General features: G+C 57.9%; 15 protein-coding genes and 1 tRNA gene. 3 read left to right on the top strand and 13 right to left on the bottom strand.

The window, feature by feature from the left end; genetic code table 11:
- Window positions 1–5: 5 nt before the first annotated feature.
- Window positions 6–1643 (bottom strand): 6-hydroxynicotinate reductase, encoded by a 1638-nt coding sequence (locus tag ACXJKE_RS09590; RefSeq protein ID WP_457280353.1) that lies wholly within the window; start codon window positions 1641–1643, stop codon window positions 6–8.
- Window positions 1644–2006: 363 nt separating this feature from the next.
- Between ACXJKE_RS09590 and ACXJKE_RS09585 the strand changes: the two genes are divergently transcribed.
- The 3 genes from ACXJKE_RS09585 to ACXJKE_RS09575 all read left to right on the top strand — a co-directional run bounded on the left by ACXJKE_RS09585 (window position 2007) and on the right by ACXJKE_RS09575 (window position 4805).
- Window positions 2007–2780 carry a ferredoxin--NADP reductase gene (locus tag ACXJKE_RS09585; RefSeq protein WP_457280352.1) on the top strand — a complete coding sequence of 258 codons (774 nt, stop codon included), beginning with the start codon at window positions 2007–2009 and terminating at the stop codon, window positions 2778–2780.
- A 102-nt stretch (window positions 2781–2882) separates the two neighbouring features.
- Window positions 2883–3581, top strand: coding sequence for a TetR family transcriptional regulator (locus tag ACXJKE_RS09580; protein ID WP_457280351.1), 699 nt, complete (start codon window positions 2883–2885; stop codon window positions 3579–3581).
- Between the two features lie 30 nt (window positions 3582–3611).
- On the top strand, window positions 3612–4805 hold the full coding sequence (locus ACXJKE_RS09575; RefSeq protein ID WP_457280350.1) for an amidohydrolase family protein: 1194 nt from the start codon (window positions 3612–3614) through the stop codon (window positions 4803–4805).
- A gap of 176 nt (window positions 4806–4981) precedes the next feature.
- Here ACXJKE_RS09575 and ACXJKE_RS09570 read toward each other — a convergent pair.
- The 12 genes from ACXJKE_RS09570 to ACXJKE_RS09515 all read right to left on the bottom strand — a co-directional run bounded on the left by ACXJKE_RS09570 (window position 4982) and on the right by ACXJKE_RS09515 (window position 15936).
- Window positions 4982–5058, bottom strand: a tRNA-Pro gene (locus ACXJKE_RS09570).
- A gap of 35 nt (window positions 5059–5093) precedes the next feature.
- Entirely contained in the window at window positions 5094–5582 is a 489-nt protein-coding gene (locus tag ACXJKE_RS09565; protein WP_457280349.1) for a MerR family transcriptional regulator, read from the bottom strand.
- A 171-nt stretch (window positions 5583–5753) separates the two neighbouring features.
- Window positions 5754–6080: an integration host factor subunit alpha gene (locus ACXJKE_RS09560; protein ID WP_457280348.1), complete on the bottom strand. Its 327-nt coding sequence runs from the start codon at window positions 6078–6080 to the stop codon at window positions 5754–5756.
- Between the two features lie 48 nt (window positions 6081–6128).
- A complete protein-coding gene (pheT, locus tag ACXJKE_RS09555) occupies window positions 6129–8555 on the bottom strand; it encodes a phenylalanine--tRNA ligase subunit beta (RefSeq protein WP_457280347.1) in 2427 nt (808 codons plus the stop codon).
- Window positions 8556–8586: 31 nt separating this feature from the next.
- Window positions 8587–9651 carry a phenylalanine--tRNA ligase subunit alpha gene (gene pheS, locus ACXJKE_RS09550; protein ID WP_457280346.1) on the bottom strand — a complete coding sequence of 355 codons (1065 nt, stop codon included), beginning with the start codon at window positions 9649–9651 and terminating at the stop codon, window positions 8587–8589.
- A 175-nt stretch (window positions 9652–9826) separates the two neighbouring features.
- Window positions 9827–10186 (bottom strand): 50S ribosomal protein L20, encoded by a 360-nt coding sequence (rplT, locus tag ACXJKE_RS09545; RefSeq protein ID WP_348046678.1) that lies wholly within the window; start codon window positions 10184–10186, stop codon window positions 9827–9829.
- A gap of 25 nt (window positions 10187–10211) precedes the next feature.
- Window positions 10212–10415 (bottom strand): 50S ribosomal protein L35, encoded by a 204-nt coding sequence (gene rpmI, locus ACXJKE_RS09540; protein ID WP_007870723.1) that lies wholly within the window; start codon window positions 10413–10415, stop codon window positions 10212–10214.
- A 207-nt stretch (window positions 10416–10622) separates the two neighbouring features.
- Window positions 10623–11222 carry a translation initiation factor IF-3 gene (infC, locus tag ACXJKE_RS09535; protein WP_457280968.1) on the bottom strand — a complete coding sequence of 200 codons (600 nt, stop codon included), beginning with the start codon at window positions 11220–11222 and terminating at the stop codon, window positions 10623–10625.
- Window positions 11223–11317: 95 nt separating this feature from the next.
- Window positions 11318–13225: a threonine--tRNA ligase gene (thrS, locus tag ACXJKE_RS09530; protein ID WP_457280345.1), complete on the bottom strand. Its 1908-nt coding sequence runs from the start codon at window positions 13223–13225 to the stop codon at window positions 11318–11320.
- Window positions 13226–13513: 288 nt separating this feature from the next.
- Entirely contained in the window at window positions 13514–13693 is a 180-nt protein-coding gene (locus tag ACXJKE_RS09525) for a hypothetical protein (RefSeq protein WP_431095808.1), read from the bottom strand.
- A gap of 167 nt (window positions 13694–13860) precedes the next feature.
- On the bottom strand, window positions 13861–15180 hold the full coding sequence (gene aceA / locus ACXJKE_RS09520; RefSeq protein ID WP_457280344.1) for an isocitrate lyase: 1320 nt from the start codon (window positions 15178–15180) through the stop codon (window positions 13861–13863).
- Between the two features lie 321 nt (window positions 15181–15501).
- Entirely contained in the window at window positions 15502–15936 is a 435-nt protein-coding gene (locus tag ACXJKE_RS09515; RefSeq protein ID WP_457280343.1) for a gamma-glutamylcyclotransferase family protein, read from the bottom strand.
- Between the last annotated feature and the right edge of the window lie 122 nt (window positions 15937–16058).

The raw sequence follows: 16058 nt of genomic DNA, 5'->3' as shown, positions 1-16058 counted from the left end.
GTGCCTCAGCCCAATAACGGAGAACGCGCCAGAGGCCAGGGGTTGGCGGAAGGTAGCTTGGCCCATTCCAGAGCTACAGGTGCACCCTCGTTGTGCCAGGCACCGCGACACAACACATCCTCCAGCGTGCGCACATAGTCCATGTGCCCGCCCAGCGCGCGATAGTCGTCAAGCTTCATGCTGAATTCAATGGGAGCCACGATGGCCGGCGTGGGAACGGTTCCGAAACTGTTGTCCGGCATGCGCATGACATCGGCCATCACGGTGATCCCTCCACCGGGCCAGACGTAGGCAGGAGCCCCGCCACAGGTCACATTCACCAGGGAACTCTTGATGGCGCGCGTCAGCAAAACCGGATTTTCAGTGACACCGGCCCGCAGGCTGCCACCGGCTCCCGCAAGAAAGAGCACCGTCGCCAGCGAGGGCTCGCAGTTTTCACCGATACGCTCAACGACATGGCGCACTTCCGCCGGCATCTCTTGCTCCACGGGAACGAGCTCTTCATTGAGCACATACCAGCTTGCATGCTCACCGGTGGTGGACGTCATCAACAAGCGCAGGCCCGGCCAGGCGACATTACCGTCCCACGCCTCGATGATGGACAGGGGATCGGCGATATCCGTCCCACCCCAGCCCGTTCCAGGATTTGCCACCTGGAAATAGCGCCCCGGCGTGGACTTTCGTCCGCGCATCCGGATACCTGACGGGCGCATATCGAGACAACGCCCCGCCTGATGCTCGGTCAGCACACCGGTAATGTGGTCGTCGACCACCACCACCTCGTCAAGCTTGCCGAATAACTGCTTCGCAAAAATTCCGACCGTAGCCGACCCGCAACCCACGCGCATGCGTTCTTCCTCAACGCCATTCACGACAGGCGCACGGCCAGCCTGAATCAGTATCTGGGAACCGCCGTCAATCGTAAACTCCACGGCCTGCTTGTTGCCGAGCGCCTTCATCATTTCGACCGTGACACGGCCCTCTTTCTTGCTACCTCCCGTCAGGTGATGCACACCACCCAGGGACAGCATCTGCGAGCCATACTCGGCCGTCGTCACATGCCCGATTACCTCTCCCTTGCAGCGCACATTGGCCTGCTCGGCACCCAGGAAGCGGTCAGTGTCAATTTTTACCTTGAAGCTGCAATAGCTGAAAATTCCTTCCGTGACCACAGTGACCAGATCAACACCGGCCGCTTTCGATGAAACGATGAATGGTGCCGGCTTGTAGTCGGGATAAGTTGTTGATGAACCCACACCCGTGACAAACACTTCATCAGCCAGTAGAAGATCACCGCTCCATGGAACCGCTGATGCGCCATCCGTGCCACCGGACAGATCTTCTGGCGCGGGAAGTCTTGCATCTGTACGCCCCGCAAACGGCACAATATGCGTCCCTCCGACGGACAGCGTACGGCGCAACAACAACACCGGGTCGACCCGAACAAGCGTTCCGCCGTGGTTGGCATAGCGATCGCAGGCCCCGCTGCGCCCTTCGGATATCTGACATAGAACCGGGCAGGCATTGCACTCGATTTTCTCGCTATTCATTCGCTCGTTTCGCGGCCGGGCCTTTTCCAAAACCAGCGGAAACGTCAAGGCATCCATGCCAGGCAAGCCGTCCGTCTTTGTATGTTCAGTCATCGTGCTCGTCCTTCTGCCACTCTCACCATCTTGGGGCGAATTCACCAATGTAGTGCTCACTTAATTTACATGTTGCATTCACTACATACGAGATTCAATGTAGCGCATGCGGATTTCTCATGCAATAGTATTTACATGGCTGTCTTAAACTTATTTTAAAATGTTGTACACACTGAATTTAAATGTTGCGTTCACTACATTAATGTGGCACATTGCCTCCGTGGCGGCATCGTTTGGCCAGGGCATGCAAATACCTATCGAGACCGCGCAATGGAAAGATCGGCTCACAAGCCGGCAGATCATGAAACCATGAGACATCAACGCAGCCTCTCCAATTCATAACCATCACTCCCGAATAACACCATGAGCGCTTTCAATGAAGAAACTGTGCTGTCCGTCCATCACTGGACTGACCGCCTGTTTACCTTTACCACCACACGCGACACATCACTGCGCTTTAGCAACGGCCACTTCACCATGATCGGGTTAAGGGTCAACGACAAGCCTTTGCTGCGCGCCTACAGCATCGTGAGCCCCAATCATGAAGAGCATCTCGAATTCCTCAGCATCAAGGTCGCGGAAGGTCCCCTGACGTCACGGCTGCAGCACATCAAGGTCGGCGACAAAATCATCGTTGGACGCAAGCCAACCGGCACACTGGTAATTGATTACCTGCTGCCGGGCAAAAGGCTTTACCTGCTCTCGACCGGCACGGGCCTGGCGCCATTCATGAGCATCATCCGGGACCCGGAGACTTACGAACGGTTTGAGCAGATAGTGCTCGTCCATGGCGTGCGGCAGGCAGACGAGCTGGCCTATCACGACCTGGTTGTGGATCACTTGCCCCAACATGAGTTTCTCGGTGAGCTGATCTCCAGGCAGTTGCTGTACTACCCTACCGTTACGCGGGAGGCTTACCGCAACATGGGTCGCGTCACCGACCTGATCGAAAGCGGGAAGATGTTGGCCGACCTGCAGTTGCCGGCACTGGATCCGGCGCATGACCGTGTGATGATCTGCGGCAGCCCCGCCATGCTCAAGGACCTCAAACACATGCTCGAAGGCAAAGGCTTCATCGAAGGCAATACGTCCAAGCCGGGAGATTTCGTGATCGAACGCGCCTTTGCCGAACAATGAAGATGGCCCAGCGCTTGCTTTCAAATCATTGCATTTCCCCGGGAAGCCATCCATCACACCTTTTCGCTTGATCACGCATAAACCGCGACTGGACACCTCTACATGACAGCGAAGACGGCCAAAACCATCAAGCCGCGCACTGCCACAACCAAACGCACGATTGCCAAGCGGCCCGGCGTACGGGAGCAAGCCGCGCAGACCACGCGCGACAACATCCTGCGGGCAGCCACCCGCGTCTTCGCGCGCTATGGGTATGACGGCGGGAGCGTAGAGAAAATATCCAGGTCGGCCAAGTCATTCGACCGCATGATTTACTACTACTTCGGCAGCAAGGAAGGCTTGTTCATCGAAGTGTTGGAAGACATGTACCGCCGCATGAATGACGCCGAGCTCGAGTTGTCGCTGGACATCGAGCATCCCGTGGAATCCCTGACCGACGTGATTTGCTTCGTGGTGTCCTACTACAGCAAAAATCCGGAGTTCATCACGCTGCTCAATACGGAAAACCTGCACCGCGGCAAGCACATTGCCAAATCGCAACGCGCCCGGGATTACTCGTCTCCCGCCATCGCCATCATCCGGCAACTGCTGGAAAGCGGTGTGCGCAAGAAAATTTTCCGGGCAGACATCTCCGCCCGCAATGTCTACCTGCTGATTGCCGCCACCGGCTACTTCTATATCTCTAACCGCCACACGCTGTCAGCCTTCCTCGGCGAAGACCTGCAAACACCTGAGGCGCTGGCGCAATGGCAGGCCTTCATCATCAGCACCGTGCTGCGCACTGTCATGCTGAATCCTTGAGCTCAACCCCACGCATTTGAAAGGCCACCCATGGCAGAAGCGGCATCAAGCGGAAAATCAGGAAAGGTCGTCATCAGGAACATTGGCCTGCTGCTCTCCGGAGACATCGACCAGCCTATCCTGGACGCGGACACCATCGTTGTGAACGACGGTCTCATCGTAGCTATCGGAAAGGCCAAGGACTGTGACACGGCGCATGCGCAGACCGTGATTGACGCGCACCAGACTTGCGTGGCACCCGGTTTGATCGACAGCCATGTGCATCCGGTTTTCGGCGACTGGACGCCGCGCCAGAACCAGATCGGCTGGATTGACTCCACCATGCACGGCGGCGTCACCACCATGATTTCTGCCGGCGAGGTTCACCTGCCAGGGCGCCCCAAGGATATCGTGGGCCTCAAGGCGCTGGCCATAACCGCACAACGGGCATTCGACAACTTCCGCCCAGGCGGCGTCAAGGTACTTGCCGGTGCACCCATCATCGAAAAAGGGATGACCGAACAAGATTTCAAGGACCTTGCCGACGCCGGCGTAACCTTGCTCGGCGAGGTGGGCCTGGGTTCAGTCAAGGCGGGCTACGAAGCCAAAGAGATGGTGGGTTGGGCGAGGAAATACGGCATCCAGAGCACCATTCACACCGGTGGCCCTTCCATTCCCGGCTCAGGCCTGATTGACAAGGACGTGGTACTGGAAGCAGACGCCGATGTCATCGGCCATATCAATGGCGGTCATACGGCACTGTCGGAAGCACATGTTTGCGAACTCTGTGAGAAATCATCGCGCGCCATTGAAATTGTCCATAACGGCAATGAAAAAGTCGCAATTGCAGCCGCGCAGGCGGCGCTGCAGCTCAAGTGCCCGCATCGCGTCATCCTGGGTACCGACGGGCCGGCCGGGTCCGGTGTCCAGCCGCTGGGTGTGCTGCGCCTTATCGCCCTCCTTTCCAGCCTGGGCAATATCCCGGCGGAGCTGGTTTTTTGCTTTGCCACGGGTAACACCGCGCGCATTCGCAAACTCAATTGCGGTTTGATAGAAACAGGCCGTGATGCTGATCTGGTCTTCATGGACAAAGCCCAGCACTCAGCGGGGCTCAACCTGCTGGACAGTGTGCAACGCGGGGATATTCCCGGCGTTGGCATGGTGATGATTGACGGCCTGGTTCGCTGCGGCCGCAGCCGTAACACCCCGCCGGCCACGCAGATCCCCAGCATTGTTCCGGCCTGATACGCAGGCGCTTGCGACTTGCCATCGCGTTTTCCCCAGACACAATTGCGTCGAGCTAATCGACGGGCAATCCTCTGACGTCGATCTCAAAGACAGCCGACCGGATACTTCAACAAATATTCGATCCAAACAAAAAAGCCGGTTAGCGTTAGCTAACCGGCTATCTGTTGGTTTTATGGTCGGTGTGAAAGGATTCGAACCTTCGACCCCTTGCACCCCATGCAAGTGCGCTACCAGGCTGCGCCACACACCGACAAGCCTTTTATTATAGCGTGCCGAAAATGCTTCTCAGTGCCCGGCGCTGAGGAGATCACGAATTTCAAACAACTCGCGCCGTACCAATTGCAGTCGTTGCTGAGCCGCGCTGCCGCTGGGCAAATCCGCGCCCTCCGGCTCGCTGTCTTCGAAGTCCGAGTGGTCACTGGAATCCTCAAAATCCTCCAGCAGGGACTCACCGCCTTCCAGCACTTCTACGCCGTCAAGCATGACTTCACCATTACGGCGCTTGTCGCGTTCGGTCTGAACGATTTCCTGAAGCTTGTTGCGTGCGCCGCTGATGGTGAAGCCCTGGTCATAGAGCAAATCACGGATCCGGCGGATCATCAGCACCTCATGGTGCTGGTAGTAGCGGCGGTTGCCACGCCTTTTCATCGGGCGTAGTTGCGTGAACTCTTGCTCCCAATAACGGAGCACGTGAGGTTTGACGCCGCACAAATCACTGACTTCACCGATGGTGAAATAGCGTTTCGCGGGAATGGGTGGGAGCGTTTTCTCCAATTAAATCAATGCGCTAAGGAGGAAACCTCCAAATCTACTCTAAGTCGAAACTTAGCGCAAAGAGTTGCGCCGGTTTTTTGGGATGTGTTGTTCCGTCACACAGGTGACATTTAATTACAAACACCTACCCGGATACGTAAACCCGGCGGACGAAGCCACCGGGTTTAGTACTTATTCGGCAACAGTTTCGCCCTGGATCTGGTCTTTGAGCTTGTGGCTGGCATGAAATGTCACCACCCTGCGAGCCTCGATGGGAATGGCTTCTCCGGTGCGGGGGTTGCGGCCGGGGCGAGGTGCTTTGGTGCGAATCTGGAAATTGCCAAATCCGGAAATTTTCACGTCATTTCCGTCCACCAGGCTGTCCGAGATCAAGTCGAAAAACGCGTCAATCATGTCCTTTGATTCGCGTTTGTTGAGCCCGATCTGTTCAAACAGCAACTCGGCCAGATGCGCCTTTGTCAGCGCCGGGGTTTCCAGGCTTTCTACAGAAAAATCCATGCAACGGTACTCCTGGCGACTTTTATTGTGAGCGGTATTCGTGAAAGGTCAGGCCCGCAAGCGGGCACCCAACTGACCTTGCAGATTGTCGAGCACCGACTGAACGGCCGCCTCAATCTCCTCGTCTGTCAGTGTAGCGGCGCCGCTCGAAAGCACCAAGCGCACGGCCAGGCTTTTTTCGCCGAGCTGCATGCTCGCGCTTGCCTGCTGCGGCCGATAGACGTCAAACAGCGTTGCCCCCTTGAGCAGGCCTTTCGTATTGGCGCCATGGATGGCCGACATCAGCGCGGCATGGCTGACACCCTCCGCCACGATGACGGCGATATCACGCTCTACCGGCTGTAGCTTGCTGACCGGCTTGAACTCGGGCACCGGCCGTTGCAGCACGGCATCCAGTTCCAGCTCAAACAGGAGTGGCGCCTGGGCCAGGTCGTAGCCCTGGCGCCACTGCGGGTGCAGCTCGCCCACAAAGCCGATCGACTTGCCGCCTACAGACACGCTCGCGCAGCGGCCGGGGTGCATGGCGGGGTGCGCCGCAGGCGAAAAGACAGCCTGAAGCGGCGCGAGCAAAGCCTCCACGTCGCCCTTGATGTCGAAAAAATCCACCCCCTTGTCAGGCTGGCTCCAGTTCAGTGCCGCCCGCGGGCCATAGGCCAAGCCAGCCACACGCATGGGCTGGTTGAAGCCGGCCACGGTGGTATCGGTATTCTGGACATCTGCGTCACGCAGGAAAACGCGGCCCAGTTCAAACACGTTCACGCGGGGCGCCTTGCGATCCAGGTTGAACTTGAGCACCTGCAGGAGCGAGCCCAGCAACGAGGAACGCATCACGCTCATCTGGCTGGCGATGGGATTGAGCAGCTTGATGGGGTTGGGATTACCGGCAAGCTCATGCTCCCAGCGCTCTTCCACGAAGCTGAAGTTAATGGTTTCCTGGTAACCCAGTGACGCCAGGGCGCGACGCACGCCAAAGGGGCTGCGTTCGGCTTCAGCGCGCAACCTGGCGGTGATGGGGGCCAGCGGCGGCGTCTCGGGAAGCTGGTTGTAGCCCACCATGCGCACCACTTCTTCAATGAGATCTTCTTCAATCTGCAGATCAAAGCGGTAGCTGGGTGGTGTCACGGTCAACGTGCCCTCGCCCTGCGTCACCGGCAGGCCGAGGCGCTGGAGCGCATCGAGGCATTGAGCCTGTGTGAGCGGCATGCCGATCACCTTGGCTGCACGCGCCACCCGCAAAGTGACTGGCACCGCTTTGGGAACGTTAACCTGCTGGTCATCCATGGGGCCGCACACCGTTTCCGGTGTGCCGCAGATATCGATGATCAGTTGGGTGATGCGCTCGATGTGCTCGACGGTCTGCCCGGGATCAACGCCTCGCTCAAAACGGTGGCCTGCGTCGGTCGAGAAGTTATAACGGCGCGAGCGACCAGCGATGGCCTTGGGCCACCAGAAGGCGGCTTCGACGTAGACATGTTTCGTGTCGTCCGAGACGGCGGTCGCATCGCCGCCCATGATGCCGGCCAGCGACTCCACCTGCGCGTTGTCGGCAATCACGCCGACCTTTTCGTCAACCGTCACGGTATTGCCGTTAAGCAGCTTGAGCGTCTCGCCGGACTTGCCCCAGCGGACATCGAGCCCGCCATGGATTTTTTCGAGGTCAAAGATGTGCGAGGGACGGCCCAGCTCGAACATCACGTAGTTGGAGATGTCCACCAGCGCCGTCACGCTGCGCTGGCCGCAGCGCACCAGGCGATCGACCATCCATTGTGGTGTGGCAGCTTTCGTATTGACGTTGCGCACCACGCGGCCGGAAAAGCGGCCGCACAAATCGGGCGCGCTGATCTTCACCGGCAGTTTCGCGGTGTCGGCGGCAGCCACGGCGGGAATGGCCGGCGTCTTCAGCGGTGCACCCGTGAGCGCAGCGACTTCGCGCGCAACACCGTAGACGCTCAGGCAATGCGCCAGGTTGGGCGTGAGCTTGAGGGTGAACAGGGTGTCGTCGAGCTTCAAATGCTCGCGGATGTCCTGGCCCAGCGGCGCATCGGCCACCAGTTCGAGCAGGCCGCCGTGGTCTTCAGAGAGCTTGAGTTCGCGCGCCGAGCACAGCATGCCCTGGCTTTCCACGCCGCGCAGTTTGCCGACCTTGATCAGGAAGGGCTTGCCGTCTTCACCGGGAGGCAACTCGGCGCCGACCAGGGCACATGGCACCTTGATGCCGACGCGGGCGTTGGGCGCACCGCAAACGATGTTGAGCAGGCTGCCCTGCCCCACGTCGACCTGGCAGACGCGCAGGCGATCGGCATCCGGGTGTTGGACGGCTTCCTTGATTTCACCAACAACAATCCTGGTGAACGGAGGTGCCACCGGCTTGAGTTCTTCGACCTCCAGGCCGGCCATGGTGAGTGTGTCGGCGAGCTGCTGGGTCGTCAAAGGCGGGTTGCAGAATTCGCGCAACCAGGATTCTGGGAATTGCATGGTCTAACCTTGTTTTCTTGTTCTTGTTATTTCAGGACTGAAACTGGGAGAGGAAGCGGATGTCGCCGTCGAAGAAGAGACGCAGGTCGTTGACGCCGTAGCGCAGCATGGTCAGGCGGTCAGGGCCCATGCCGAAGGCAAAGCCGATGTATTTCTCGGGGTCCAGCCCCATGTTGCGCACCACATTCGGGTGCACCTGGCCAGAGCCGGCCACTTCCAGCCAGCGGCCGGCGAGCGGGCCGGTCTGGAACTGGATGTCGATCTCGGCGCTGGGTTCCGTGAACGGGAAAAAGCTGGGGCGAAAGCGCAGCACCAGGTCATCGCTTTCGAAGAAAGTACGGCAGAAATCAGTGAAGACGAATTTGAGATCCTTGAAGCTTACGTTCTCGCCTATCCACAGGCCTTCGCACTGGTGAAACATGGGCGAGTGCGTGGCATCGCTGTCGACACGGTAGGTGCGACCCGGTGCGATGACGCGTATCTCGGGCATACGGCCGCCTGCGTCGATGAGCGCGCGGTGCTTCTTGACATGCTGGACCGCATAGCGGATCTGCATGGGGCTGGTGTGGGTGCGCAGGAGATTGGGCGCGGCCTCGGTGCCGCCCTCGACATAAAACGTGTCATGCATCGAACGCGCTGGATGGTCTTCGGGCGTATTGAGCGCAGTGAAATTGAACCAGTCCGTCTCGATTTCAGGGCCTTGGGCCACATCGAAACCCATCGAGCCAAAAATACCTTCAATGCGCTCCAGCGTCAGTGACACCGGATGCAAGCCGCCCTGCGTGCGCTGACGGCCGGGCAGGCTCACGTCGAGCGCTTCCGCCTTGAGCTGCTTTTGCAGTTCGGCGTCGGCCAGCGCCTGCCGGCGCTCGGTCAACGCGGTTTCAATCGCCTGTTTGGCGAGGTTGATAGCGGCGCCACGGGACTTCTTCTCTTCGACGCTGAGCGCTGCCATGCCTTTCATCAACTCCGTGACGCGGCCGGTTTTTCCCAGGAACTGCGCCTTGGCGTTTTCCAGGTCGGCGGGCGTGTTCGCCTGCGTAAAACTGGCCTGGGCGCTGCTAACCAGTTCTTGGAGGGCATCGGGTTGAGTCATACGTTCTCTTGTTCGAAATACAAAACAGCGAAGGCGCTTTCAGCAGCACTTCTGTTCCGTGAGTACTGCAGTAAGGGCCATGAAAAAGGGCCAGAGCCTTTTCAAGCCCCAGCCCTTTATTTTCGTGCGCAAGCAGCTATTGATTTAATAGCACCAACACTGCCCGGCTTGAAAATCAGGCAGCCAGCTTGGCTTTCACCTGTTCAACGATGGCGCCGAAAGCAGCGCTGTCATGAATGGCCATGTCGGACAGAACCTTGCGGTCGATCTCGATACCGGCTTTCTTCAGGCCGTTAGCAAACTGGCTGTAGGTCAAGCCGAAGGAACGGCTTGCAGCGTTGATACGGGCGATCCACAACTGGCGGAACACGCGTTTCTTGGTACGGCGGTCACGGTAGGCATATTGCCCAGCCTTCATTACCGCTTCTTTGGCGATACGGAAGACATTGCCGCGGCGGCCGCGGAAACCTTTTGCAAGGGCTAAAACTTTTTTGTGGCGGGCGCGAGCCGTTACACCACGTTTGACGCGAGGCATGTGTGTACTCCTTGTTCGTCGTTAATTAAATGCCCTGGCCTGGGAGCATCTGTGCCATGTGACCCATATTGGTCTCATGAACAGTCACCGCACCACGCAGATGGCGTTTGTTTTTGGTGGTCTTCTTGGTCAGGATGTGACGTTTGAAGGCTTGGCCGCGCTTGACGGTACCACCCGGACGAACGCGGAAACGCTTTTTAGCGCCGCTCTTGGTCTTCATTTTGGGCATGTAAATGCTCCTTTTCATTTGTGCTCGTGAGGCGCTGCGAACCTTCCGCAGACTTGATGGCCCCGAGACACTTGTTAAGCGGGAAATCTTGCGACTTCCCGCTGCTCGCAAAAGGTTTGACCCTTCTGCTTTTGGAAAGCCGGCTTGCACCTGCTTTCACCGGAACGCCGCAAAGCGCCCCTTATCTTTACCCTCTGCTCGCCAGCCTCAGGCTGCGGACGGTGCCGGGGCCGTCTCGGCTGCCGGTTTGGCAGCACCCGGCTTTTTACGGCCCGGCGCGATCATCATGACCATCTGCCTGCCTTCAAGCTTGGGGAACTGCTCCACCACAATCAAATCGGCCAACTCATCACGAATACGCGCCAGCAGGGCCAAGCCCAGTTCCTGGTGCGTGATTTCGCGACCACGAAAACGCAAGGTAATCTTGCATTTGTCGCCTTCTTCCAAAAAGCGCTTGATATTGCGCAGTTTGATGTTGTAGTCCCCATCGTCAGTGCCGGGCCGGAATTTGATTTCCTTGATCTCGATCACTTTTTGCTTGGACTTCGCTTCCGCCGCCTTCTTCTGCTCGGCGTACTTGAACTTGCCGTAATCCATCAACCGGCACACCGGTGGAACCGCTGTGGGGGAGATTTCGACGAGGTCCACATCGGCCTCACCCGCAAGGCGCAAAGCCTCGGTGATGCTGACAATGCCCAGCGGCTCATTGTCTGGCCCGCTCAGACGTACTTCAGGGGCCATGATTTCACGGTTCAAGCGATGCTTGCGTTCTTCACGGTGACGGCGGTCACGAAATTCAGTAGCGATGGTTCTATCCTTTAACTCTTGCTATAAAAGCTATAGCTGCTTGCGCCCGTCCTGTAAGGACGACAGGCCAAATTCATCAACAATTTTGTTAAAAATCAGGCTTTTTTCGCGATGTCGGAAGCGATCGTTTCAGCGAAGGCTTCAAGAGGCATCACTCCAAGGTCTTTGTTACCCCGGGCGCGCACTGCAACGGCACCTGCCGCTTTCTCCTTGTCGCCTACGACAAGGATATACGGCAGCTTTTTCATCGAGTGCTCCCGTATTTTATACGTAATTTTCTCGTTGCGCAGGTCCAGATTGACCCTAAGCCCTTGATTTTGCAGTGTTTTGGCAACTTCCCGGGCATATTCAGCCTGGGAATCGGTGATATTGAGGACCGAAACCTGCTCGGGGGCCAGCCAGACTGGTAGCGCGCCGGCGTGTTCCTCGATCAAAATCCCGATAAAACGCTCCAGGCTGCCCACAATCGCGCGGTGCAGCATTACAGGCCGGTGACGGTTACCGTCTTCGCCCACATATTCGGCATCCAGCCGCTCCGGCATGGAGAAATCGACCTGCATGGTGCCGCATTGCCACTGGCGGCCGATGGCGTCTTTGAGCGTGTATTCGATCTTCGGGCCGTAAAAAGCGCCGTCGCCGGGGGCGATTTCAAATTCGCAGCCGGACGCGCGCAGGCTTTCCATCAGCGCATGCTCAGCCTTGTCCCAGCTTTCGTCCGAGCCGATGCGAGCCTCGGGGCGCGTGGCGACCTTGTAGATGATGTTCTTGAAGCCGAAATCTGTGTACACCTTCTGCAGCAAGGTCGTGTAGTCCACGCATTCCTTCAGGATCTGATCTTCGGTGCAGAAGATATGGCCGTCGTCCTGCGTGAAGCCGCGCACGCGCATGATGCCGTGCAACCCGCCCGAAGGCTCGTTGCGGTGGCACTGGCCGAACTCGCCGTAGCGCAGCGGCAGGTCGCGGTAGCTTTTAATGCCCTGCTTGAAGATCAGGATATGGCCGGGGCAGTTCATGGGCTTGAGCGCATATTCGCGCTTTTCGCTCTCGGTCGTGAACATGTTGTCACGGTACTTGTCCCAATGGCCGGTTTTTTCCCACAGCGTCTTGTCGATGATCTGGGGGCCCTTGACCTCCTGGTAGCCGTTGTCCTGGTAGACCTTGCGCATGTACTGCTCGACGCCCTGCCAGACCGTCCAGCCTTTGGGGTGCCAGAACACCAGGCCGGGCGCATGGTCGTCGATGTGAAACAGGTCCAGTTCCTTGCCGAGCTTGCGGTGGTCGCGCTTTTCAGCCTCCTCCAGCATCGTGAGGTACTGCTGGAGTTCGTCCTTCGTGGCCCAGGCCGTGCCGTAAACGCGCTGCAGCATTTCATTGCGGTGATCGCCGCGCCAGTAGGCACCGGCCACCTTCATGAGCTTGAAGAACTTCAGCTTGCCCGTGCTGGGCACGTGGGGGCCGCGGCACAGGTCTTCAAAAGCACCTTCGCGGTAGAGCGACACATCCTCATTGGCGGGAATGCTCGCAATGATTTCCGCCTTGTAATGCTCGCCTATGCTCTTGAAATGCGCCACGGCTTCATCGCGTGGCAGCACACGGCGGGTCACCGGCTCGTCCCTGGCGGCAAGCTCGGTCATGCGCTTTTCGATCGCCACCAGGTCTTCCGGCGTGAAGGGGCGCTTGTAGGAGAAATCGTAGAAAAACCCGTTTTCAATCACCGGGCCTATGGTGACCTGCGCATCCGGGAACAGTTCCTTGACGGCGTAGGCCAGCAAGTGGGCTGTCGAGTGACGGATCATGTCCAGTCCATCGGCGTCCTTGGCTGTGATGATGGAAACCGAGCTGTCCTTATCAATCAGATAGCTGGTGTCGACCACTTTGCCGTCAACTTTGCCGCCTAGGGCCGCTTTGGCCAGGCCGGTGCCGATTGAGGCAGCGACTTCGGCCACCGTAATGGCCTGGGGGTATTCGCGCTTGGAAGCATCGGGGAGCGTGATTTGAATCATGGGAATAACTTCTATAAGCAGGCTGAAATCAGAAAAAACAAAAAAGCGCGGAACCTGCCGCGCTTTGATAGGGGGATATGGATTTAAGCTATGAAATCAGTAGCTAACAATCACCAAGGGGTGCGGACTAGCGCCCTGGATGACTCCAGAAAACGGACGAGGGCGTAGTTCGCGGTGTCATAACCCGAACGATCCTTCCTGTTTCCAGCTTGATTGATTGCATGCGGCTATTTTACGGCAGCTTGCAGATGGCTCGCCGGCCACCTGTTCGCCTCGCGCCACAAAGTCCTATTGAGGCGAAGCCGGCGGCAAAAATCCCAGGCCAAGGCAACGCGGACATTCGGTAATCACCGTTTGTTTTTCGACTTCAAAATGCTCATTGATGTTTTCGCTTTCAATGCGCAGTTCGCCGGTGCCATTGCAATCGGGACAGGGAACACGCTTGAAACCCACGGTTAATTCCGACACGGCAACCTCCTCCTGTTAATGATGCACATCTTGTGTTTTATGTAACAAACTGCACTCTACGCTAAAAAACGCCCGTAAAAAAGCCCGGACAGGCCCTAGGTCCTGTCCAGGCTGAAAAGCTGCGCTTCAAGGGCGCAAGCGTCTGGGTAATCGTCGGTCAGGTGAGATCAGTGGAACTGCTCTTCTTCGGTAGAGCCGGTCAGTGCGGTCACGCTGGATTTGCCGCCCTGAATGGCGGTGGTCACTTCATCGAAGTACCCAGTGCCAACTTCCTGCTGGTGCGACACAAAGGTGTAGCCGCGGTCACGTGCTGCGAATTCGGGCTCCTGCACCTTCTCGATGTAAGCCGTCATGCCGCGCTTGACGTAGTCTTGCGACAGGTCGTACATGTTGTACCACATGGAGTGAATGCCAGCCAACGTGATGAACTGGTACTTGTATCCCATGGCGCCGAGCTCGCGCTGGAACTTGGCGATGGTGGCATCGTCGAGGTTTTTCTTCCAATTGAAAGACGGCGAGCAGTTGTAGGCCAGCATCTTGCCTGGGTGAACCTTGTGCACGGCATCGGCGAATTTCTTTGCGAAGTCGAGGTCAGGCGTGCCGGTTTCGCACCACACCAGGTCGGCGTAGTGGGCATAGGCGTTAGCGCGGGCGACAGCCTGCTCCAGACCCTTGCGCGTCTTGTAGAAGCCTTCGGCGGTACGCTCACCCGTCAGGAAAGGTTTGTCGATCTCGTCGTAGTCGGAAGTCAGCAAATCGGCGGCTTCGGCATCGGTACGGGCAATCACCAGCGTGGGCACGCCGCAGACGTCGGCCGCCATACGCGCGGCAATCAGCTTCTGGCAGGACTCGCGGGTGGGCAGCAAGACCTTGCCGCCCATGTGGCCGCACTTCTTGACGGAAGCCAATTGGTCTTCCCAGTGCACGCCGCCGGCGCCGGACTTGATCATGGCCTTCATCAGTTCGAAGGCATTCAGAACACCGCCGAAACCGGCTTCGGCATCCGCCACGATGGGTGCGAAGTAGTCGATGTAGTCTTTGTCGCCGGCATCAATGCCTTTGGAGTGCTGGATTTCGTCCGCACGGCGGAAGGTGTTGTTGATGGTTTCAACGACCTTGGGCACCGAGTCCACCGGGTACAGGGACTGGTCCGGGTACATGGCGGAGTAGCTGTTGTTGTCGGCAGCAACTTGCCAGCCCGACAGATAGATGGCTTTGACGCCGGCCTTGACCTGCTGCATGGCCTGGCCGCCTGTCAGGGCACCGAGGCAGTTGACGTAGGGCTCGTTGTGCAGCAGATCCCACAGTTTTTCGGCGCCGCGGCGGGCCAGCGTGTGCTCGATCGGGAAGGATCCGCGCAGGCGCACCACGTCGGCGGCGCTGTAGCCGCGCTTGATGCCTTTCCAGCGCGGGTTGGTGGCCCAGTCTTTTTCCAGGGCGGAAATTTGCTGGTCGCGGCTCAATTGTTCGGTCAGGGTTTGCGGCATGGTGGGCTCCGTAGGTTGAAAAAAAGAAATGGCGAATTCGATGGATCAACTTTAAGTCTTCTACAAGACCTTATGAAGCTCTTATGTCTTATATAAGACAAAAATAAAATTCAATAAAATCAACGATATTTATTTAACTTATCGTAATATAAAATTCTATCTCTCATATTGAGAAATAATTTTGCACTGCAGCATTTGTTGATTCCACATTACGGAATCAATTTATTGAATGATGAAATGTGAAGGGCGGCTTGCATCGGTGGTCAGCGCGCACATCAGCCCCTGCCTCCTCTCAGGGTCCTGAAGCCCTTTGCGAACGACTCAGCTGGCGCCGCCGGTTCGATGCAACACCCAGTCGCCCAGCGTAATCACCGGTTTGCCGTGAATCCGTTCGGGGGCGATCTCATAGAGGAAACACACCAGTTCCCGCGCGCGCTCCGGTTGACCAGACCCGGATACCGGCTCAAGTTGCACCGCCACTTCGCGCTTGGTGTATTCACCGGTCTGCTGCGGCCAGACCTCCTCGATTTCATCCAGCACACGCTCCAGCTCGGGCGCCACCGCATACACCTCTCCCTGCACGGTTCCCGGTCCGGTCAGCGTCAGGCCCGGATAGCTACCCAGATGGTGCATCACGCCTGCCACGCTGGCGCGCCCTATCCAGCGGGGTGGCGGCTGCAAATGGTTGATGTCGCGCTGCTCACCCTTGCGCAGGGTGCCGTAAACAAAAACATAACGGACAGGAGATTGAGGCATTGTTTGAGTGTCGTCGCCAGAGAGTCGTCATCGGATTGTGGGCTGTCCAGGCTGCGTGTAACCGGCAATGCCCCACTGAAATTAAGGCATGATTTCAACCTCTGCCAGGCCGTTCCCGGCCG

This window comes from Polaromonas sp. P5_D5, assembly GCF_054049435.1.
This window is presented reverse-complemented; position numbering and strand designations above follow the sequence as displayed.